The organism is Cribrihabitans pelagius (assembly GCF_048820915.1).
In the GTDB taxonomy this organism is placed as follows: domain Bacteria; phylum Pseudomonadota; class Alphaproteobacteria; order Rhodobacterales; family Rhodobacteraceae; genus Cribrihabitans_A; species Cribrihabitans_A pelagius.
The window spans coordinates 123,577-142,661 of the sequence record NZ_JBMERR010000005.1; the positions used below are offsets into that span (position 1 = coordinate 123,577).

Annotated in this window: 18 protein-coding genes and 1 tRNA gene; 9 read left to right on the top strand and 10 right to left on the bottom strand. The window is 65.5% G+C overall.

What is annotated here, in order from left to right; genetic code table 11:
* Positions 1 to 12: 12 nt before the first annotated feature.
* From ACOHX0_RS06290 to ACOHX0_RS06300, 3 genes are all read right to left on the bottom strand, one after another.
* Complete coding sequence (locus ACOHX0_RS06290; protein ID WP_420675835.1) at positions 13 to 927, bottom strand: pseudouridine-5'-phosphate glycosidase; 915 nt, start codon at positions 925 to 927, stop codon at positions 13 to 15.
* Positions 924 to 1,832, bottom strand: coding sequence for a PfkB family carbohydrate kinase (locus ACOHX0_RS06295; RefSeq protein ID WP_420675836.1), 909 nt, complete (start codon positions 1,830 to 1,832; stop codon positions 924 to 926). Before ACOHX0_RS06295 ends, ACOHX0_RS06290 begins: the two co-directional genes overlap by 4 nt.
* A gap of 61 nt (positions 1,833 to 1,893) precedes the next feature.
* Positions 1,894 to 2,700: a DUF4198 domain-containing protein gene (locus tag ACOHX0_RS06300; RefSeq protein ID WP_420675837.1), complete on the bottom strand. Its 807-nt coding sequence runs from the start codon at positions 2,698 to 2,700 to the stop codon at positions 1,894 to 1,896.
* Here ACOHX0_RS06300 and ACOHX0_RS06305 point away from each other — a divergent pair.
* Positions 2,699 to 3,871 (top strand): HupE/UreJ family protein, encoded by a 1,173-nt coding sequence (locus tag ACOHX0_RS06305; protein WP_420675838.1) that lies wholly within the window; start codon positions 2,699 to 2,701, stop codon positions 3,869 to 3,871. The genes ACOHX0_RS06300 and ACOHX0_RS06305 overlap by 2 nt on opposite strands.
* A gap of 31 nt (positions 3,872 to 3,902) precedes the next feature.
* On the opposite strand, the gene ACOHX0_RS06310 is transcribed toward ACOHX0_RS06305, so the two are convergent.
* Complete coding sequence (locus ACOHX0_RS06310) at positions 3,903 to 4,535, bottom strand: thiamine phosphate synthase (RefSeq protein ID WP_420675839.1); 633 nt, start codon at positions 4,533 to 4,535, stop codon at positions 3,903 to 3,905.
* A gap of 184 nt (positions 4,536 to 4,719) precedes the next feature.
* On the opposite strand from ACOHX0_RS06310, the gene ACOHX0_RS06315 reads away from it, so the two are divergent.
* The 3 genes from ACOHX0_RS06315 to ACOHX0_RS06325 all read left to right on the top strand — a co-directional run bounded on the left by ACOHX0_RS06315 (position 4,720) and on the right by ACOHX0_RS06325 (position 8,164).
* A complete protein-coding gene (locus ACOHX0_RS06315; protein ID WP_420675840.1) occupies positions 4,720 to 5,484 on the top strand; it encodes an RNA methyltransferase in 765 nt (254 codons plus the stop codon).
* A 61-nt stretch (positions 5,485 to 5,545) separates the two neighbouring features.
* Entirely contained in the window at positions 5,546 to 6,691 is a 1,146-nt protein-coding gene (gene ctaA / locus ACOHX0_RS06320; protein ID WP_420675841.1) for a heme A synthase, read from the top strand.
* A 3-nt stretch (positions 6,692 to 6,694) separates the two neighbouring features.
* Complete coding sequence (locus ACOHX0_RS06325) at positions 6,695 to 8,164, top strand: carboxypeptidase M32 (RefSeq protein WP_420675842.1); 1,470 nt, start codon at positions 6,695 to 6,697, stop codon at positions 8,162 to 8,164.
* A 351-nt stretch (positions 8,165 to 8,515) separates the two neighbouring features.
* Here ACOHX0_RS06325 and ACOHX0_RS06330 read toward each other — a convergent pair whose 3' ends face one another.
* Positions 8,516 to 8,866 (bottom strand): DUF6614 family protein, encoded by a 351-nt coding sequence (locus ACOHX0_RS06330; protein WP_420675843.1) that lies wholly within the window; start codon positions 8,864 to 8,866, stop codon positions 8,516 to 8,518.
* Between the two features lie 128 nt (positions 8,867 to 8,994).
* Positions 8,995 to 11,736 (bottom strand): DNA gyrase subunit A, encoded by a 2,742-nt coding sequence (gyrA, locus tag ACOHX0_RS06335; RefSeq protein WP_420675844.1) that lies wholly within the window; start codon positions 11,734 to 11,736, stop codon positions 8,995 to 8,997.
* A gap of 193 nt (positions 11,737 to 11,929) precedes the next feature.
* Between gyrA and ACOHX0_RS06340 the strand changes: the two genes are divergently transcribed.
* Positions 11,930 to 12,199 carry an usg protein gene (locus ACOHX0_RS06340; RefSeq protein WP_420675845.1) on the top strand — a complete coding sequence of 90 codons (270 nt, stop codon included), beginning with the start codon at positions 11,930 to 11,932 and terminating at the stop codon, positions 12,197 to 12,199.
* 12 nt (positions 12,200 to 12,211) lie between these two features.
* Here the strand turns inward: ACOHX0_RS06340 and ACOHX0_RS06345 are convergent, their stop codons facing one another.
* Positions 12,212 to 13,165 carry a radical SAM protein gene (locus ACOHX0_RS06345; RefSeq protein WP_420675846.1) on the bottom strand — a complete coding sequence of 318 codons (954 nt, stop codon included), beginning with the start codon at positions 13,163 to 13,165 and terminating at the stop codon, positions 12,212 to 12,214.
* Positions 13,166 to 13,319: 154 nt separating this feature from the next.
* Here ACOHX0_RS06345 and zwf point away from each other — a divergent pair, with 154 nt between their 5' ends.
* Genes zwf through pgi form a run of 3 tightly spaced genes read left to right on the top strand, consistent with a single transcriptional unit; the run spans position 13,320 to position 17,080 of the window.
* Positions 13,320 to 14,792 carry a glucose-6-phosphate dehydrogenase gene (gene zwf / locus ACOHX0_RS06350; protein WP_420675847.1) on the top strand — a complete coding sequence of 491 codons (1,473 nt, stop codon included), beginning with the start codon at positions 13,320 to 13,322 and terminating at the stop codon, positions 14,790 to 14,792.
* The gene (gene pgl, locus ACOHX0_RS06355; protein WP_420675848.1) at positions 14,789 to 15,460 is read left to right on the top strand and encodes a 6-phosphogluconolactonase; all 672 of its coding nucleotides are present in this window, start codon (positions 14,789 to 14,791) and stop codon (positions 15,458 to 15,460) included. The genes zwf and pgl overlap by 4 nt, the downstream gene beginning before the upstream one ends.
* A 15-nt stretch (positions 15,461 to 15,475) precedes the next feature.
* Positions 15,476 to 17,080 (top strand): glucose-6-phosphate isomerase, encoded by a 1,605-nt coding sequence (gene pgi / locus ACOHX0_RS06360; RefSeq protein ID WP_420675849.1) that lies wholly within the window; start codon positions 15,476 to 15,478, stop codon positions 17,078 to 17,080.
* 120 nt (positions 17,081 to 17,200) lie between these two features.
* On the opposite strand, the gene ACOHX0_RS06365 is transcribed toward pgi, so the two are convergent.
* The 3 genes from ACOHX0_RS06365 to ACOHX0_RS06375 all read right to left on the bottom strand — a co-directional run bounded on the left by ACOHX0_RS06365 (position 17,201) and on the right by ACOHX0_RS06375 (position 18,584).
* A complete protein-coding gene (locus tag ACOHX0_RS06365) occupies positions 17,201 to 17,689 on the bottom strand; it encodes a hypothetical protein (RefSeq protein ID WP_420675850.1) in 489 nt (162 codons plus the stop codon).
* Between the two features lie 170 nt (positions 17,690 to 17,859).
* Positions 17,860 to 17,933, bottom strand: a tRNA-Gly gene (locus tag ACOHX0_RS06370).
* Positions 17,934 to 18,047: 114 nt separating this feature from the next.
* Positions 18,048 to 18,584, bottom strand: coding sequence for a hypothetical protein (locus tag ACOHX0_RS06375; protein WP_420675851.1), 537 nt, complete (start codon positions 18,582 to 18,584; stop codon positions 18,048 to 18,050).
* A gap of 160 nt (positions 18,585 to 18,744) precedes the next feature.
* Between ACOHX0_RS06375 and ACOHX0_RS06380 the strand changes: the two genes are divergently transcribed.
* Positions 18,745 to 19,071, top strand: coding sequence for a hypothetical protein (locus ACOHX0_RS06380; protein WP_420675852.1), 327 nt, complete (start codon positions 18,745 to 18,747; stop codon positions 19,069 to 19,071).
* The last annotated feature ends 14 nt before the right edge of the window (positions 19,072 to 19,085 follow it).

Genomic DNA, 19,085 nt, shown 5'->3' on the forward strand with positions numbered 1-19,085 from the left:
CCGAAAATCAACTCAGCCGCGCAGATTGTTGAGTTCCTGTGCGATCTTTGCCGCAAGCCGCGCATTGTTGCGCACCAGCGCAATGTTGGCGGCGAGGGAGCGGCCTTCGGTCAGCTCGAAGATGCGCTGCAGCAGGAAGGGCGTCACGTCCTTGCCCGCCACACCTTTGGCGTCGGCTTCGGACTGGGCCTGGGCAATCACCGGCGCAAGCTCTTCGGCGGCGATCTCGGCTTCGGCCGGGATCGGGTTGGCGATCAGCTGGCCGCCGGGCAGGCCCATTGCCTGGCGGGTGGCATGGGCGCGGGCGATCTGGCCCGGCTCGTCCATGCGCAGCGGCGCCTTCAGATCGGACTGTGCGGACCAGAAGGCGGGGAAGCTGTCCTGGCCATAGGCAATCACCGGCACACCCTGGGTCTCCAACACTTCCAGCGTTTTCGGCACATCGAGGATCGCCTTGGCGCCCGCGGCCACCACGGTGACCGCGGTCTGCGCCAGCTCAAGGAGGTCGGCGGAGATGTCGAAGCTGGCCTCTGCCCCCTTGTGGACTCCGCCGATGCCGCCGGTGGCAAAGACCTCGATCCCGGCGAGCCGGGCCGCGATCATAGTGGCGGCGACAGTGGTGGCGCCGGTGCCGCCGGTGGCGATGCAGGCGGGCATGTCGGCGCGGGAGATCTTGGCTACACCCTTGGCTTGGCCGAGGGCCTGGAGCTGATCCGGCTCAAGGCCCGCGTGCAGCACGCCGCCAATCACCGCCATCGTGGCAGGCACCGCGCCCGCCTCGCGGATGTCCTGCTCGACCTGGGCGGCGACCTCCACATTCTGCGGGTAGGGCATGCCGTGGGTGATGATGGTGCTTTCCAGTGCCACCAGCGGGCGGCCTTCGGCCTTGGCGGCCTCAACTTCGGCGGAATAACGGATGTCGATCAAAGCGGGGGTTCTCCTGAAACATAGGTGGCAGCGGCCTTGAGCGCCGATGCGAGAGCAGGTTCGCGGGCGGCACCGCGAGCCTCGGCCGCAATATGCGCGGCCATGAAGGTGTCGCCGGCGCCAGTGACGCGCGCCACGGTCACCCGCGGCGGCACCAGGGTTATCGCGCCTTCGGCGCTGGCTTCGGTTGCGGAGCTGCCGCCGTCAGTGACCAGCACGCGGGCGGCGCCGCGGTCCAGCATCGCCTGGGAGGCACTTTCGCTGTCGGAAAACTCGGCCTGGCAGAGGATGCCGGCTTCTTCCAGGTTCACGTAGAGCGTGCCGCGGGTATGGGCGAGGAAGGGGCGCAGCCGTTCGGCCTTGCCGGGCGAGGCCGGGGCCACGCGCAGGTCGGCGCGCGCAAAGGCGGGGCTTGCAAGGATATCGTCGAGCAGCGACAGGGTGAGGTTGCCGTCGAGCGCCACCTGGCCCGCGTAAGGCTGGGCCTCACTGCCGAGCGTGCCGTCCGACAGCGGGCGCAGGATCTTGTCGCCCGCGGCCTCCAGCGAGTGGGCGTCCGCGATAGCAGCAATCAGCCCGTTGGCGCCTTCGACGGCCATGTAGCGGTCGGTCGGAAGGTCCTCGGAACGGTAGACGTGATCGGTGATGAGGCCAAGGTGGCCGCAGGCGGTGATCAGCTCGTCGCCTTCGGCGTCGCGGCCGACAGAGGTCAGCAATCCCGGGCGCAGCCCGAAACGCGCCAGCGTCATCGCGATATTCATCGCAACGCCACCTGGCACCCGGGTGATCCGTCCCGGCACGTCGGAGCCGCGTTGCATTTCCATCGGGCAGCGGCCGATGATGTCCCAAAGGACCGAGCCGATGCACAAGATTTCGGGGGCCTGGCTGCCGGATTGCTGTGTCATGGCGTCCTATTGCCGCCTTTTGTGCGCTGCCGCAAGCGGGATCGGCTGCGGCGCGCGCCGGTCATTCGCCCGGGACGGCAAAGGTGAGGGAAGCCCAGAGGCTTTCCCAGACGGGGCCTTCGCCATCCGGCGCCGGGCGCAGCACCACGGCGTTCAAGAGGTACTGATGCCCCGGCAGCACCGGGATCTCCGCTTCGCCGCTCTGCGAAGTCACGGCCGTGGTCCGGGTGACGCTGCCATCGGGGGCGCGGGCGAATATCTCGACCTGCGCGCGCGGGCGCGGGCCGCCCTGGTAGAGCAGCCGCACGGGCAGTGCGGTCAAAGCAGAGGTGTAAGGGTTTTCAAGGGCGACGAATTCGGTCTCCAGCCCGGTTTCCCGGTCCCGGCCCGCGCCGCTGCTGATCGCCGCCAGGGCCTTGGCGTAGCGGGTATAGCGCTCGCTGAAACCCGCGCCCGGCAGGCCCCTTGCCAAGTGCCGGGCGCGGATGCCGGAGAGGCCCTTTTCCTCTGCAAACGTCTGGAACGCCTCCCAGTCGTCATAGCGGATGTTCTGCGGTTCGGTTTGGTGCAGCAGCAGCCACAATCCATCCCCAACGGGCCCGGCCTGCAGCGCCGGCATGTCGCCGGAGCGGCCCTCATAGGGCAGGGCGCGGCTGCCGCTGATCAGCTCGAACCGGGCGATGCGGTGGTCCAGATAGGGCAGCTCGGCGCCTTTGAAGTGTTCGCCGTTCCTGAGCCGCGCGGTGAGCGGCGTGCCGGAAGGGGCTTGATATTTCTCCGGCGCGATCCAAAACTCGTGGCATAATCCCGGTGCCGCCGCAGAGGCGAGGCCGAAGAAAAACATTTGGCAGAACAGGCGGACCCGCATGAATTTGACCTCGGCTGTCCGGAACGGCGCCTTTGGGCTGCGGACCGTGTTGCAATTGCTTCTGTTTAATCTGATCGCTGGCTGTCTGGCAATCGCGCCATCAGATGCGGCGGCGCACGAAGTGACGCCGGCGATTGCCGATTTCACCGTGGAGGACGGACGGATCAGCATCAGCCTGCGCCTGAATGCCGAGGCGTTTGTGGCGGGCATGGACCTGGACGGGCTGAGCAACACGGATCACGCTGAAGGCGCCGCCGACTACGACGAGCTGCGGGCGCTGGAACCGGAGGAACTGGAGCCGATGCTGCAGTTATTTGCGGAGGACTGGCTGCAGGAGTTTCAGATCCATGCGGCCGGACCCGTCCCCCTTGTGCTGGAGGCGGTTGAGATCCCACCGGCTGGCGATACCAGCCTGCCGCGCGCCACGATGTTGCGCCTAAGCGGCGCGGTGCCGCCGGAGGCGCGCAGCCTGCGCATAGCCTGGCCGCAGGGCTCCGGCGGGGTGGTGCTGCGGCAGCACGGCGTGGAGGAGCCCTACACCGGCTATCTGCAGGGCGGTGCCAGCTCTCCGCCGGTGCCGCTAACGGGCGGGGCCGCGAAGACGCCGGTGCAGGCTTTCACCGAATATGTGCCTGTGGGATTTGCGCATATCCTGCCCAAGGGGCTCGACCATATCCTGTTTGTGCTGGGGCTGTTCTTTCTCAGCCCGCGCATCCGGCCGCTGCTGGTGCAGGTGAGCGTCTTTACCCTCGCGCATACCATCACGCTGGCACTTGGGGCGCTGGGGATGGTGAATGCAAGCCCGGCGGTGGTGGAGCCGCTGATTGCGCTTTCGATCGTGTTTGTCGCGGTGGAGAATGTCTTTGCCCGCAAGCTGCACGGCTGGCGCACGCTGGTGATCTTCGGCTTCGGGCTGCTGCACGGGCTGGGCTTTGCCTCAGTGCTGGGCGCATTCGGTCTGCCGCCCGCGCATTTCCTGCCCGCGCTTCTGGGCTTTAACATCGGGGTCGAACTGGGCCAGCTTGCGGTGATTGCCGCGGCTTACCTGGGCGTGCGGCTGTGGTTCGGAGGGCATCCGAAATACCGCGGCCGGGTGGCGATCCCGGCCTCGATCACGATTGCGCTGATCGGCGGCTACTGGTTTGCAGAGCGGATGCTGGAAGTTCTGTGAGCTGCGGGCCGGGGAGCATTCAGCCGCGGCCTCAGCCCATCGCGCGCGTCAGGGTCTTCAGCGCCGCGAGGGGGTCGTCGCTGTGCCAGATCTCCTCGCCGATGCCGAAGAAATCGGTGTAGGGCGCGATCTGGCGGACAAGGTCCCCGGTCAGCCCGCCTTCGGCCACCACCGGAATCTCGATCATTTGCGACCACCACTGGAACAGGTCCAGTTCCGCCTGGGTGCCGTCGCCCAGGCCGGAGGTGCCCACCGGGCCGAAGCAGACGTAATCGGCGCCGGCTTCGCCTGCGCTCATGCCGTCATGTTGCGAGGTCCCGCAGAAGCAGCCCACGATGGCGTCCGCCCCCAGCGCCTTGCGCGCCGCGCGCACCGAGCGCGACGCATCGGTCAGGTGCACGCCGTCCAGGCCCAGCCGCTCGGCCAGGATCTGGTGATCGGAGATCACCAGCGCCACGTCGCGCTGCATCGTCACCTCGCGCAGCGCATCGCCCGCGCGGCTCAGCGTGTCCTCGTCGCGGCTGGCCAGATCCAGGCGCACGCAAGCGATCTCGACCTCGTCCAGGATGCGGCCGAGCAGGGCCGGGAACCTGCCCAGCTCGAAGCTCGGCGGGCTCACCAGGTAAATCTGCGGCTGCTCCGGGGCGTCTGCGGGGGTGTCCATCACGTTGGTCCTTTGAACGGGCGATTGGCCGGTGTTTACCCGATCTGCCGCCGGACGCAAGGATTTGCGCTGGCCGCACGCGCCGAAACGGCCTCGCAGGAAGGGCCGCAGGGCACAAGAGCTTGCCCCCCGCGGCTGCGGGGATTACAGCAAGGCGGATTTTAGCAGAGCACCGGAGATCCAGATGCCCACCGGCACCCCTCAGCCCGCCTTTGTCCTCGTGCGCCCGCAGATGGGCGAGAATACCGGTGCCGCCGCCCGGGCGATGTGGAACTTCGGGCTGGACCGGATGCGCATCGTCGCGCCGCGCGACGGCTGGCCGAACCCCAAGGCAGTGGCAATGTCCTCCGGCGCGGGGCGGCTTCTGGACGAAGCACAGCTCTGCGCCGATCTGCCGGAGGCGCTGGGGGATTGCACCTATGTCTTTGCGACAACGGCGCGCCAGCGCGGGCTGACCAAACCGGTCTACAGCCCCGAGCGCGCGATGCAGATCGCAGGCGAAAAGATCGCCGCGGGCGAGAAGGTCGCGGTGCTGTTCGGGCCCGAACGCGCAGGGCTGGAAAACGAGGATATCGCCAAGGCCAACGCCATCATTTCGGTGCCGGTGAACCCGCTCTATGCCTCGCTCAACCTCGGCCAATGCGTGCTGCTCACCGCCTACGAGTGGATGCGCCGGTCCGGCGAAGTGGCGCATGAGACCACCGATCTCGGCCGCAAGGGCGACTGGGCCACCGGCATCGAGGTGGAAAAGCTGGTCGAACACTACGAGGAGCGTCTGGAGCAGGCGGGTTTCTTCTTCCCGCCGGAGAAGGCCGAGGGCATGAAAGTGAACCTGCGCAACCTCTGGAGCCGGATGCGGATGACCCGTTCGGACGTGCAGATGCTGCACGGGATCCTGCGGCAGTTGGTCCGCTGGAAAGACCGCCAGAACCAGGACCGGCAGGACTAAGCCCGCTGGACCTTCCCTGGCAGCGGACCTAGCTTTGGCAGCAACACAAGACGAGGCAAGCATGAGCAAGCGCAGCATTTTCGAAGAGGTCGAGGGCAGCAAGGCCGACGCCCCCGCAGTGCAGACCGGCGTGATCGACCGCGGCCGCGGCGGCGCGCGCAAGGCGATCCGGGCCTGGCTGATGCTGCTGTTTGCCCTGGTTGTTGCGATGATCGTGGTGGGCGGGCTGACCCGGCTCACGGACTCTGGCCTATCGATCACCGAATGGCGCCCCGTGACCGGGGCGGTCCCGCCGCTGTCCGAGGCCGAATGGCAGGCGGAATTCGACAAGTACAAGCAGATCGACCAGTGGCGCATCCAGAACCAGTGGATGGAACTATCTGATTTCAAGGAGATCTACTGGTGGGAATGGGGCCACCGGCAGCTGGGCCGGGTGATCGGCCTGGTCTGGGCGCTTGGCTTCTTCGGCTTCCTGGTGGCGCGCAAGATCCCCGCGGGCTGGACCGGGCGGCTGCTGCTGCCGGGTGTGCTGGGCGGCGTGCAGGGCGCGATCGGCTGGTGGATGGTGGCCTCCGGCGTGACCCAGGGCGAAGGGATGATTGCCGTCGCCTCCTACCGGCTGGCGGTGCATCTGGGGCTCGCCTTTGTGATCCTGGGGTTCCTCGGGTGGTACATCCTGCTCCTGGGCCGTACCGAACGCGAGCTGATGCAGGCGCGCCGCGCCAAGGAGGCAAAGCTGTTCGGCCTTGGCACGGGGCTGATGCATTTCGCTTTCCTCCAGATCCTGCTGGGCGCGCTGGTCGCGGGCATCGATGCGGGCCGTTCCTACACCGATTGGCCGCTGATGGGCGGGCAGGTGATCCCGCCGCAGCCCTTCATGATCGAGCCGCTGTGGAGGAACTTCTTTGAAAACCCCGGACTCGTGCAGTTCATTCACCGGGTCGCGGGCTATCTGCTGTTTGCCTTTGCCGTCGTCGCTTTCCTGCGCGGCCGCCGCAGCGCCCATGCGCGCACCCGTTTTGCCTTCAGCTTTGCCTTTGCAGCCCTGTCGGTGCAGGTGGTTTTGGGCATTGTGACCGTTGTTTACGCCGCGCCTCTGCATGCGGCGATCACCCACCAGCTGATGGCGGTCCTGGTCTGGGTGCTGATCCTGCGCGCCCGCTTCCTCGCCGCCTATCCGATTGCAACCTCGATCAAGGATCATTGAGACATGAGTGCATTTGAAGACCTGATGGCGTTTGAACGCGACACCCAGGCGCTGGGGCAGATCGCGGGCCGCCTTGGCTGGGACCAGGAAACCGTGATGCCGCGCGGCGCCGCGCCGCAGCGGGGCGAGGAGATGGCGGCGATCGAATCCGCGCTGCACGCCCGCCGCTCGGACCCGCGCATCGCCGAGTGGCTGGAGCAGGCCGTGGCCCCCGATGACGCAGGCAAGGCGCAGCTGCGCGAGATCCGCCGCGCCTACGAGCGCGCGGTGAAGGTGCCGGGCGAACTTGCCAAGAAGATCGCGCAGGTCACCTCGGAGGCGCAGGGAAAATGGGCCCAGGCGCGCGCCGATGATGACGTGCCCGCCTTCCTGCCGGTGCTGGAAGAGGTGGTGAATCTGAAGCGGCAGGAGGGCCAGGCGCTGGCGGCGGGCGGCAATGTCTATGATGCGATGGTCGAGGATTACGAGCCCGGCACCACCTCCGCCGAGATCGCCGCCATTTTCGATGCGATGCGCCCCAAACTGGTGGAGCTGCGCGGCAGGGTATTGGAAAAACCCGCTCCCAAGGGGCTGGAAGGCACTTTCCCCGAAGCCGCGCAGATGGAGCTTACCCGCAAGCTCGCCACCGCCTTCGGTTATGACATGCACCACGGCCGCGTCGACAAGGCGGTGCATCCGTTCAGCTCGGGCTTCGGGCTCGACGTGCGCATCACCACCCGCACCAGCGAGATCGACCCGTTCAACTGCTTCTACTCGACCATCCACGAGGTCGGACACGCGGCCTACGAGCAAAATGTCAGCCGCGACTACCTGCTGACCCCGCTGGGGCGCGGTGTGTCGATGGGTGTGCATGAAAGCCAGAGCCGGATCTACGAAAACCAGCTCGGCCGCGGCCGCGCCTTCACCGGCTGGCTGTTTGACCAGATGCGGCAGGCCTTCGGCGACTTCGGCGTGGCCGATGCCGATGCCTTCTATGCGGCGGTGAACACCGTGCATCAAGGCTATATCCGCACCGAAGCGGACGAATTGCAGTACAACCTGCACATCATGCTGCGTTTCGATCTGGAGCGCGCGCTGATGTCGGGCGATCTGGATGTCTGGGATCTGGAAGCCGCCTGGAATGACCGCTTTGAGCGCGACTTCGGTTACAAGGTCGACAAACCCTCGAACGGCTGTCTGCAGGATGTGCATTGGTCGGTGGGCCTGTTCGGCTATTTCCCGACCTATGCGCTTGGCAATGTCTATGCCGGCTGTCTGTATCACAGGTTGCGGCGCGATCTTCCCGGGCTGGAGACCCAGCTGGCGGCCGGCGATACCAGTGCGGCGACCACCTGGCTGCGGGAGAACCTGCAGCAATACGGCAGCCTGCGCAGCCCGCGTGAGACCATCGCCCGTGCCGCCGGCATGGAGCCCACGCCCGGCCCGCTGCTCAGCTACCTGGAAGAGAAGTTCACCCGGCTCTACGGGCTCTGATCCCGGCTCTTGCCCGGGCCCGGCGCGGTTCCGCCGCAATTCGGGCCCGCTTGCAAAATACATCTCTGGCCGGCTCCGTTTCAGGTGCCGGCCGCTGTTCCGGCACGGGTGGATCCGCACCGGCCGGCAAAGGCGCCGTGGGCCTCCTGCAAAGACTGGCGCAGGGCGGAATCCCGCGCAAAGAGGCAGCCGCAAGGAAGCTGCCGCGAAATTGCCTTATTTCGGGCGCAATCTCCCAGCCTCACACACTGTGAGCAGGAGACCGCACCGATGCATACCGCCGTTGCCTATCTGATCTTCGCAAGCTTCGTCTTGTCGCCGACGCTCTTCTGAAGCCCGCACCGGGACTGTTCAGATCAGCGCCATACGCTCCGCCCGCTCTGGATCGGGGAAGGGGCGGTAGAGGCCAAACTCCGCCCGCGCAATCAGGGCGGAAACGTTGGAGTAAAGGCGCTCGACCTCCTCGTCGTGTTCGCCCAGCACGCGGAAGGCCTGATCCAGTTGGGTCATGTCGCGGAATTCAATCTCCAGAAGGAAGTCGCGGCAATTGTCCCCGGCGAGGTTCAGCTTGCGCCGCAAGAGCCGCCAGCCAAGCACCACGCCGCGTTCCTTCAGATAACCCATCCATTGATCGACGGCGCTGGCAAAGCTCAGCGCCTTGGCTTCGTGATGCAGGTCGATAGAGCAGTGATAAAGGTTCATGAGCTGGCCCGCCGCAAAGAATTTCCACTTAGGGCAGAGTGGCCGAAACCGGTTAGGGAAGGGTTAAACGGCAAAGCGCCGCCCCGAGACAGGGCGGCGCTGACACTTTCCGGCGGGACAGGGCGGGCTTATTCCGCTTCCGCCTCGACCTCTTCTTCGCCGTTTTCGGCGATCCAGGCGACCGAGACGACCTCTTCGCCCTTGCCGGTGTTGAACACCCGCACGCCCCCGGCCGAGCGCGAGCGGAAGGAGATGCCTTCCACCGGCACCCGGATCGACTGGCCCTTGGAGGTGGCGAGCATGATCTGGTCGTCCATCTCCACCGGGAAGGAGGCAACGATCTCGCCGCCGCGCATCGCCTTGTCCATCGCTGTGACCCCCATGCCGCCGCGGCCGCGCACCGGATAGTCGTGGCTGGAGGACAGTTTGCCCGAACCGCCGGCAGTGATGGTCAGGATCAGGTTCTCCGCCGCCGACATTTCGGCATAAAGCTCGGTGGAGAAGTTGGGATCGGCGACCGCACCCTCATCCGAGGTTTCGCCGTCGTCGGTCAGCCCGGCCATGGCGCGGCGCATCTTGAGATAGGCGGTCCGCTGTTCGGGTGTGTATTTCGAATGCCGGATCACCGACATCGACACCACGAAATCGTCGCCGTTCAGCCGGATGCCGCGCACGCCGGTCGACTCGCGGGAGTTGAACACCCGCACATCGGTGGAGCGGAAACGGATGGCGCGGCCGGAATTGGTGAACAGCATCACGTCGTCATCTTCGGAACAGATCCGCGCGTTGACCAGCTTGACCGAGCCGTCCTCGGGCAGTTTCATCGCGATCTTTCCGTTGCGGCGCACATTGGTGAAATCCGACAGCCGGTTGCGGCGCACGTCGCCGCCGCTGGTGGCAAAGATCACCTGCAGGTTTTCCCATTCCTCATCCGGCACATCGACCGGCATGATGGCAGCAATGGAGACGCCGGGCGGGATCGGCAGGATGTTGACGATGGCCTTGCCTTTGCCGGTGCGGCCGGATTGGGGCAGGCGCCAGGTCTTCAGCTTGTAGACCATGCCATCGGTGGTGAAGAACAGAAGCTGGGTGTGGGTATTGGCCACAAACAGCGTGGTCACCACATCCTCTTCCTTGGTCTGCATCCCGGACAGACCCTTGCCGCCGCGCTTCTGCGAGCGGAAGTCGGCGAGCGGCGTGCGCTTGATGTAGCCGCCGGAGGTCACGGTCACCACCATGTCCTCGCGCTCGATCAGGTCCTCGTCTTCCATGTCGCCGGACCAGTCGACGATCTCGGTGCGGCGCGGCACCGCAAAATTGTCGCGCACCTCGCGCAGCTCGTCCGAGATGATCCCCATGATGCGTTCGCGCGAGGACAGGATTTCAAGGTATTCCTTGATCTTGCCCGCCAGTTCTTCCAGTTCGTCGGTGACTTCCTTGACGCCGATCTGGGTCAGCCGCTGCAGGCGCAGTTCCAGGATGGCGCGGGCCTGGGTTTCCGACAGGTTGTAGGTGCCGTCGTCATTGGCGGTATGGGTCGGATCATCGATCAGCGCGATATATTCGAGGATCGGCTGGGCCGGCCAGCGCCGGGTCATCAGCTTTTCGCGCGCCTCTGCCGCGTCGGTGGACTGGCGGATGGTGGTGACAATCTCGTCGATATTGGTGACCGCCACGGCCAGGCCGCAGAGCACATGGCTGCGCTCGCGCGCCTTGCGCAGCAGATGCGCGGTGCGGCGCGCCACCACATCTTCGCGGAAGTCGATGAAGGAGGTGAGGAAGCGGCGCAGGGTCAGCTGCTCGGGCCGGCCGCCGTTCAGCGCCAGCATGTTGCAGCCGAAATAGGTCTGCATCGGGGTGAAGCGGTAGAGCTGGTTCAGCACCACCTCGGGGGTGGCGTCGCGCTTCAGCTCGACCACCACGCGGACACCGTTGCGGTCGGATTCGTCCTGCACATGGGCGACGCCTTCGATCTTCTTGTCGCGCACCTGCTCGGCGATCTTCTCGATCATCGCAGCTTTGTTCACCTGATAGGGAATCTCATCCACAACAATGGCGTAGCGGTCTTTCCTGATCTCCTCCACGCGGGTTTTCGAACGGATGATCACGCTGCCGCGGCCCTCCAGATACGCCTTGCGCGCGCCCGAGCGGCCCAGCATCACGCCGCCGGTGGGGAAGTCGGGGCCGGGGATGTAGTCGATCAGCTGCTCGCTGGTGAGATCCGGGTCTTCGATCAGGGCCAGCGTCGCGTCGACCACTTCGCCCAGGTTGTGCGGCGGGATGTTGGTGGCCATGCCGACCGCGATACCGCCGGCGCCGTTGACCAGCATGTTCGGGAAGCGCGCGGGCAGAACTGTCGGCTCGCGGTCCTTGCCGTCGTAGTTGTCCTGGAAATCGACGGTCTCTTTTTCGATATCCGCCAGCAGCGCCGCGGCGGGCTTGTCCATGCGCACCTCGGTGTAACGCATGGCGGCCGGGTTGTCGCCGTCCATCGAGCCGAAGTTGCCCTGGCCGTCCAGCAGCGGCAGCGACATCGAGAAGTCCTGCGCCATGCGCACCAGCGCGTCATAGATCGCAGAGTCGCCGTGCGGGTGGTATTTACCCATCACGTCGCCGACCGGGCGCGCCGACTTGCGGTAGGCCTTCTCGTGGGTGTTGCCGGATTCGTGCATCGCATAAAGAATGCGCCGGTGCACCGGCTTCAGCCCGTCCCTCAGATCGGGGATGGCGCGGCTGACGATGACCGACATCGCATAGTCCAGGTAGGACGTGCGCATCTCGGCCTCAATGGACACCGTGGGGCCGTGGTATGCTGGCCGTTCCGGCAGATTTTCGTCCGTGTTTTCAGGAGTTTCCGGCGTATCGCTCACGTTGGCTGCCCGCTCTTTCTTTTGGGTCTATATCTTGTGTCCGCACCCTATCAGATACTGCATATGGGGCGCAAGCTGACAGCCAGCGGCGCGGGAAACTGCCCGTTCACAAAGTAGTAACACTCTGTTTTTGCAGAAATTAACCAAATGCGCGCTAGCATCAGGAAGAGGGGGAGATTTTGGAGGCTTTGAAATGGAGACCACCGAGACCGAGCTGATGCTCAAGGGATACGGGCTGACAATTGCCGAATTCACCTATCACATGCCCGACCACGTCCACGTTCTGAACACTTTCTTATGGCAGGAATACGACCTGGCGCCCGACCATCCGCGCCTGTTCAAGTTCATCGAGTTCTGGCAGCGCGAGATCGAGGGCCCGTTGCATTCGGTGCGCTTCAATCACCGCAAGATGATCGGCCCCGGCGAATGGCGCAACGTGGTTGGAGAGTTCCAGATCCACTAGCTTTCCTCGTGCTCAGGCCGAGCAGCTGGCCCCGCCGAGGACGCAGAATTTTGCGCAATGGGGGTGGTTCAGCGGCACCGCGCGCTCGGCTTCGGCCAGGGTTTCGCCCATTTCGAACTCCGGCGCATAAGGCAGCAGGGTGCAGGCCAGCACCGCGGGCCGTTCGGCCCCCTTGCGTTTCACCACCATGCGCGAGGATGCGCACATCACGCTGTCCGGCCGCTTGCCCAGGATGTCCCAGCAGGCGGTGGTGATCTCCGGCACCTCGACGGTTTCGTCCATCTCGGGAAACAGCACCGTCTGGCCGGGATCGGCGGCGTCGATGGCAAAGCCCTCGCGCCCGAACAGCGCTGCATAGCCCGCGCGGGAGGCCGCCTCGCTGTCGCCCCAGACCGTGCGGCCCGCCACAGCCATGCGGAAGCCCTGGTCCCGAAGCCAGCGCATGCCTTCCAGCGTTTTCTCGAAGCTGCCCGCGCCGCGTTCCGCGTCATGCAGCGCGGCGCTGTGGTGGTCGACCGAGATCCGCAGGGTGAGCTTTTCCCGATAAGCCTCGCGCAGGGCCAGCAGCCCTTCGCGCACGGTCTTGCGCATCATCGGCCGCATCGCGTTGGTCAGAATCAGCACCTCATAGCCGCGCGCCAGCGCCGCCTCCGCCATCGCGTTCATTTCGGGGTTCATGAAAGGCTCGCCGCCGGTGAAGCCGATCTCGCGCACCGGCCAGCCCTGCGCCTCGATCTGGTCCAGGTAATCCTCGACCTCGGCCGCGCTCAGGTAGACCAGGGCGTCATTTGAGGGCGAGCTGAGGATGTAGCAATTGCTGCACTCGATGTTGCACAGCGTGCCGGTGTTGAACCACAGGGTCTCCGGATGGCTGAGCGGCACCGAGGCCCGGGCCTGACCGTCTGCCGTCACTTCCGGGTGCTGGAATTTCCCGGCGTTTGCGACGGAATTCTGAAGGTCTTTCATGCGGATGTCCTTTTGGGGCAGTTCCTTTCGCGGCAAGCTAGCTTATACTGGCCGGGTAATGAAAGCAGCCGGACAGGCACATGACAGGGATGTGAAGCCGCGGCAAGCGGCACCCTGAACCGGCCCCCAACAGAACAAAGGGGATATATGCCACATGGTTTCGCGTGTGATACCGGTCGATCCGTTTGATCTGGTGATCTTTGGCGGCACGGGCGATCTGGCCCGGCGCAAGATCCTGCCAGCTCTGTTCCGCCGCCATTGCGCGGGCCAGTTGCCTGGGGGTGAGCGGATCATCGGGGCCGCGCGCTCCGGTATGGAGGCCGCGCAATACCGCGCGCTGGTGGCGGAGGCTTTGCGCCAGCACGGCGGCGCCGCGGCCACGGGCGCGGCGGTCGAGGCGTTTTTGCAGCGGATCAGCTATGTGCCGCTCGACGCCCGCGGCGACGGCGGATGGGCAGAGCTTGCGGAGCTGTTGCGGCCCCCCGGCGACGCTCCGGTGCGGCTGTTCTACTTCTCGGTCGGCCCCAGCCTGTTTGCACCACTGGCGGAACGGCTGCATGCCCATGGGCTTACTCATGCGGATGCGCGCATCGTTGTGGAGAAACCCTTCGGCCACGACCTGGAGACCGCGCAGGCGCTGAACCGCACCCTGGCCAGCCATTTCCGCGAAAGCCAGATCTACCGGATCGACCATTACCTGGGCAAGGAGACGGTGCAGAACCTGATGGCGGTACGCTTCGGCAACATGCTGTTCGAACCCCTGTGGAACAGCCAGTATGTCGACCACATCCAGATCACCGTGGCGGAAACCGTCGGCGTCGAGGGGCGCGAGGAGTATTATGAGCGCGCAGGCGCGATGCGCGACATGATGCAGAACCACCTGATGCAACTGCTCTGCCTGATCGCGATGGAACCGCCCGCGAAGTTCGACCCGGACGCGGTGCGCGACGAAAAGCTGAAGGTGATCCGCGCGCTCGACCCGGTGGAGCCGCACCATATTGTGCGCGGCCAGTACCAGGCGCGGCTTGACCCTTCGGCGCCGCACCCGTCTTACCGCGGGCTGGTCGGCAACCCGCGCAGCACGACCGAGAGCTATGTGGCGCTGAAGGCGCATATCAGCAACTGGCGGTGGGCGGGCACACCCTTCTACCTGCGGACCGGCAAGCGGCTGGTGAACCGGTCCTCGGTGATCAGCGTGATGTTCAAGGACGCACCGCATTCGATCTTCGGGGCGGAGGCCGGGCGCCATGCCAATCACTTGAAGATCCGCTTGCAACCCAATGAAGGTATTACGCTCAGCGTCACCATTAAGGAGCCGGGGCCGGGCGGTATGCGGCTCATTGACGTGCCTCTGGACATGAGCTTTGCGGAGGCGCTGGGGCCCGAGGGCGGCGATCCGCCCGATGCCTACGAGCGGCTGATCATGGACGTGGTGCGCGGCAACCAGACGCTGTTCATGCGCGGCGACGAGGTCGAAGCCGCCTGGGCGTGGACCGATCCGTTAATTGCGGGGTGGAAGTCCCGCGGCGATGTGCCTAAACCTTATGATAGCGGTACCACCGGCCCGGGCGATGCCGATCTTCTGATGCGCCGGGATGGCCGGGAGTGGAGGGGAATCAACCCATGAATGTCAACGAATACCCGGATCGGGATATGCTGGCGATCGAGGTCGCCAATGAAATCGCAGGCGATCTGAAAACGCATCTTCTGCACCACGACAGCGCCTCCTTTGCGGTGGCGGGCGGCTCCACGCCGGGCCCCGTGTTCGACGATCTCTGCGCGGCGGATATCGACTGGGACAGGGTGCGGGTGATGGCCACGGACGAGCGATGGGTGCCGCCGGAGCATGAACGCTCCAACATGCGGCTGATCCGCGAGCGGCTGCTGTCCGAACGCGCCGCGGCCGCGCGCTTCGTGCCCTTCTATGCCGACGGCAAGGAACCGGAAGCGGCGCTGGCGGAGCTGGAACGCGCGGTTGCACCCGAACTGCCGCTGTCGGTGCTGCTCCTCGGCATGGGAGAGGACATGCACACTGCCTCGCTGTTTCCCGGTGTTGCCGGGCTCGCCGAGGCGCTGGCCGCCAATGCGCCGCCACTCGTGGTGATGCGCCCGGACAGCCAGCCGGAAGCGCGCATCAGCCTCAGCGCGCCGGTGCTGGATGCCGCGATTGCCAAGCATCTGGTGATCTACGGCGCCGCCAAGCGTGAAGCGCTGGAACGCGCCGCCACTCTGCCGCCGGAAGAAGCGCCGATCCAGGCGGTTCTTTCCGAAATCACCGTTCATTGGGCTCCTTGAGACAGGAAAAGGTAAATGTTTGAGAAGTTGAAGTCGCTGCAGGCCAAGCTGGAAGACCAGCGGATGGAGGCTCTGTTTCAGAACGATCCGCAGCGCGCGCAAGGATTCAGCCTGCGCGCCGATGGCATGCTGTTCGACTACTCCAAGACCGCGATTACCGCGGACGTGCGCGCGGCGCTGATCGGGCTATGCGAGACGCGCGCAGTAGCGGCGCGGCGCGATGCGATGTTCTCCGGCGCACTTATAAACGAGACCGAGCAGCGCGCGGTGCTGCATACGGCGCTGCGCGATCCGGATGGCCCGCCGCTGGAGGTGGAGGGCCGCGATGTGCGCCCGACCCTGAAGGCGACGCTGGAGCGGATGGAGGATCTCGCGCGCCGGGTTCGCAGCGGCGATCTGGCGGGGCCGGGCGGCGCCTTCACCGATGTGGTCAATATCGGCATCGGCGGATCCGACCTTGGCCCGGTGATGGCAGTATTAGCGCTCGCGCCCTATCACGACGGGCCGCGCTGCCATTTTGTCTCCAACGTCGATGGGGCACACATTCACGACACGCTGCAAGGCCTTGATCCGAAACGGACCCTGGTAATCGTCGCCTCCAAGACCTTCACCACGATCGAAACCATGACCAACGCGCAGACCGCGCGCCGCTGGATGAAAGCGGGCGGCGGCGATCCGGGCGCGCAGTTCCTTGCTCTCTCCACCGCCGAGGAGGAGACCCGCGCCTTCGGGATTCCGCCCGAGCATGTCTTTGGCTTCGAAGACTGGGTCGGCGGGCGCTATTCGGTCTGGGGGCCGATCGGGCTGAGCCTGATGCTGGCAATCGGGCCGGAGGATTTCCGCGCCTTCCTCGATGGCGGGCGGGCGATGGACAAGCATTTCCAGACCGCGCCCTGGCAGGACAACATGCCGGCAATGTTAGCGCTCACAGGAATCTGGCACCGGCAGGTCTGCGGCCATGCCACCCGCGCGGTGCTGCCTTACAGCCAGCGCCTGCTGCGGCTGCCTGCCTACTTGCAGCAGCTGGAGATGGAGTCGAACGGGAAATCGGTGGCGATGGATGGAACGCCGCTGGAGTATGACTCCGGCCCCGTGGTCTGGGGTGAGCCCGGCACCAACGGACAGCACGCTTTCTATCAGCTGATCCACCAGGGCACGAGCGTGATCCCGGCGGAGTTTCTGGTCGCCGCGCGCGGCCATGAACCCGAGCTGGCGGAGCATCACCAGCTGCTCGCGGCCAACTGCCTCGCGCAGTCCGAAGCACTGATGCGCGGCCGCAGCCTGGAGGAGGCGCGGGCGCTGATGCAGGCCAAAGGGTTCGAGGGGGAGGAGCTGGAACGCCAGGCGCGTCATCGCGTCTTCCCCGGCAACCGGCCGTCGACAACGCTGCTGTTCCCGCAACTCACGCCTTACGTGCTGGGCCAGATCATCGCGCTGTATGAACACCGGGTGTTTGTGGAAGGCGTGATCCTGGACATCAACTCTTTTGATCAATGGGGTGTCGAACTTGGCAAGGAACTAGCCAACACATTGGCGCCGCTCCTGGCGGGCGAAAGCGGGGCGGAGGAGAAAGACGGCTCGACCCGCCAGCTGATCGCCTATGTGCGCGGGACGGGTTGAGGCAACGCGCCTTGCATTAACTCAAAACGGCTTCTGCAAAGGGCAGGGCCGCTTGGCGTCAAGATAAGAGCACTCCTGCAAATGCCGGCCCGGTCCTCATGCGGACCGGGCCGTAGCCGTTCAGGGGAGCGTGACACTGCTGGTGATGGTATTCACGAACTGGCCGCTGGACGGATCGGTCAGCGAGGAAAATTCGCCGCCGCCCTTGGCCTCCTGCCACTTGCCGGTGCCGCCGCTCACCTCCCAATCGCCGGTGAGCGCGCCGGACCCGTCCATGCCCTTGGCGGTCCAGTGCAGCACCACCGTATCGCCGGCGCTGTCGGTGAAGGCGCAAATGCCTGTGCCATCCGCCGCGCCTGCGACGACTTCCACCGCGCCGAAGCAGGGCCCGGCAGCGCCCTGCATCGGATGGGACTCGTCCTCCATCTCGACGCTTTCGTAATCGGAGCGGATCTGCATCACCATGTGGTTCTCGGCAATCTCGGTCACCGTGCTGCTGCTGATCCCCATGCCCTTGCCGGGCTGATCCCAGGTGGTTTCGGCGGCCGCGGGGACGCTGTATGCGGCAAGTGCGGAGAATGCGGCGGCGGTGAGATATCTGCGGTTCATGAAATTTCCCCCTCCAGAAAAACGGCCCGCAAAGGCGCGGGTCCGGTCCGCAAGTATAACATGAATCGGGAGCGCGCGGTTCCGCCACGCAAAGGCGGCGCTCCGGCCCGTCAGCAACCTTAACGGGGCACGGCAAGCTATTGAGGTAAAACCGGAAAATTCAGGAGAAATGGAGCGGGTAGCGGGAATCGAACCCGCGCGTTCAGCTTGGGAAGCTGACAGGCTACCATTACATCATACCCGCCCGTGACTGCTGAGGTAGCCAAATCAGCGGGGCGGGTCAACGGCGAAATTGCAGAAAACGGCGGCCCTCAGACCGCCGTTTTCAAGACCCGGTGCCTGGCGCCGGGAAGGGGCCTTACCGGGACAGGTGATCCGTAGTGAACAAATAGTCATCCTCGCCGGAATGGCAGGCGATGCAGCCGGCATCCATGCCCTTGGCCACCCGGCCGGCAAGCCGCATGCCGGCGGGGTTCTTGTCGAGCGACCCGTCGGGCAGGTACTTTGCCCAGAACCAGTCCTGATTGTCGGGGTCATAGCCCTCCTCGCGGCGGAACATCACCGTCACCGCCGCCAGGTGGGTTGCCGGGTCTGCCAGCACCTGGCCGGCCTCCACCCCTTCGGGGCCATAGTTGCGCTTGACCACCAGGTCGCCGCTGTGACCGTTGACGCTGGCGGTACTGTAGAAGGTTTCCAGCATCATCCCGTGCGGCGCTACGCCGTCATAGGGAAAGCTGCGCAGCATGCCTTCTCCTGCAAGGTTCAGCTCGGTCATGACTTGCCACAGTTCGGCGGCATAATCAGCGTCGGTGTCGGTCCCAAAGGCCGCGTCCTGGGCCCCGGCCGGGCTGGCGGCAGCCAAAGCCAGCGCCGCGGTAATCACGAAGTGTTTCATTTCCAATCCTCTCTGCAAGCCCCTCGGCCCATGCTAACGCCGCAGCCCGGCCCGGCCCAAGACCGGCGTGCACCGTTTCACCAGTCTGTGCGCAGGCGTGACTGGACGGCGCAGCGGCAGTGAAGAGATGCTGGGTCAAGAAAAAGGGAGTCACAAATTGATGAAGCGCATCTTTTTCCTCGCCGTCGCTTTCGCCCCGCAGGTCTCCGCTGCGGCAGAGACCTCTGTCTGCGTCGAGAACGGCTCGGAGGAGAGCCATTTCTTCGTGGCCGAAGCGGCAGATGGCAGCCGCGAGGCCGCTATTCTGGCCCCGGGGGAGCAACTCTGTGCGGCGGGAGGAGCGCGCGGGGCGCGGGGGGTGGTGTCGGTCTTTGAGAGCGCGCAGCACCTGGAGGGGTGTTCGCGGCTCACGCCGATGGGACAGCGCGAAAGGCTGGTGCGCTACGCCGATTTCGACCGCTGCGAATGGCGCGGGCACAGCCGCTAGCGCGCGCTAGCGGC

What these genes read in the sequence shown, in the direction of transcription:
- ACOHX0_RS06365 (WP_420675850.1), bottom strand. Translation starts at nt 17,689, where the DNA reads ATGAACCGCAGATATCTCACCGCCGCCGCATTCTCCGCACTTGCCGCA.
- ACOHX0_RS06325 (WP_420675842.1), top strand. Translation starts at nt 6,695, where the DNA reads ATGAGTGCATTTGAAGACCTGATGGCGTTTGAACGCGACACCCAGGCG.
- ACOHX0_RS06295 (WP_420675836.1), bottom strand. Translation starts at nt 1,832, where the DNA reads ATGACACAGCAATCCGGCAGCCAGGCCCCCGAAATCTTGTGCATCGGC.
- ACOHX0_RS06315 (WP_420675840.1), top strand. Translation starts at nt 4,720, where the DNA reads ATGCCCACCGGCACCCCTCAGCCCGCCTTTGTCCTCGTGCGCCCGCAG.
- ACOHX0_RS06380 (WP_420675852.1), top strand. Translation starts at nt 18,745, where the DNA reads ATGAAGCGCATCTTTTTCCTCGCCGTCGCTTTCGCCCCGCAGGTCTCC.
- pgl (WP_420675848.1), top strand. Translation starts at nt 14,789, where the DNA reads ATGAATGTCAACGAATACCCGGATCGGGATATGCTGGCGATCGAGGTC.
- ACOHX0_RS06375 (WP_420675851.1), bottom strand. Translation starts at nt 18,584, where the DNA reads ATGAAACACTTCGTGATTACCGCGGCGCTGGCTTTGGCTGCCGCCAGC.
- zwf (WP_420675847.1), top strand. Translation starts at nt 13,320, where the DNA reads ATGGTTTCGCGTGTGATACCGGTCGATCCGTTTGATCTGGTGATCTTT.
- ACOHX0_RS06300 (WP_420675837.1), bottom strand. Translation starts at nt 2,700, where the DNA reads ATGCGGGTCCGCCTGTTCTGCCAAATGTTTTTCTTCGGCCTCGCCTCT.
- ACOHX0_RS06305 (WP_420675838.1), top strand. Translation starts at nt 2,699, where the DNA reads ATGAATTTGACCTCGGCTGTCCGGAACGGCGCCTTTGGGCTGCGGACC.
- ACOHX0_RS06310 (WP_420675839.1), bottom strand. Translation starts at nt 4,535, where the DNA reads ATGGACACCCCCGCAGACGCCCCGGAGCAGCCGCAGATTTACCTGGTG.
- ACOHX0_RS06345 (WP_420675846.1), bottom strand. Translation starts at nt 13,165, where the DNA reads ATGAAAGACCTTCAGAATTCCGTCGCAAACGCCGGGAAATTCCAGCAC.
- ctaA (WP_420675841.1), top strand. Translation starts at nt 5,546, where the DNA reads ATGAGCAAGCGCAGCATTTTCGAAGAGGTCGAGGGCAGCAAGGCCGAC.
- pgi (WP_420675849.1), top strand. Translation starts at nt 15,476, where the DNA reads ATGTTTGAGAAGTTGAAGTCGCTGCAGGCCAAGCTGGAAGACCAGCGG.
- ACOHX0_RS06340 (WP_420675845.1), top strand. Translation starts at nt 11,930, where the DNA reads ATGGAGACCACCGAGACCGAGCTGATGCTCAAGGGATACGGGCTGACA.
- ACOHX0_RS06330 (WP_420675843.1), bottom strand. Translation starts at nt 8,866, where the DNA reads ATGAACCTTTATCACTGCTCTATCGACCTGCATCACGAAGCCAAGGCG.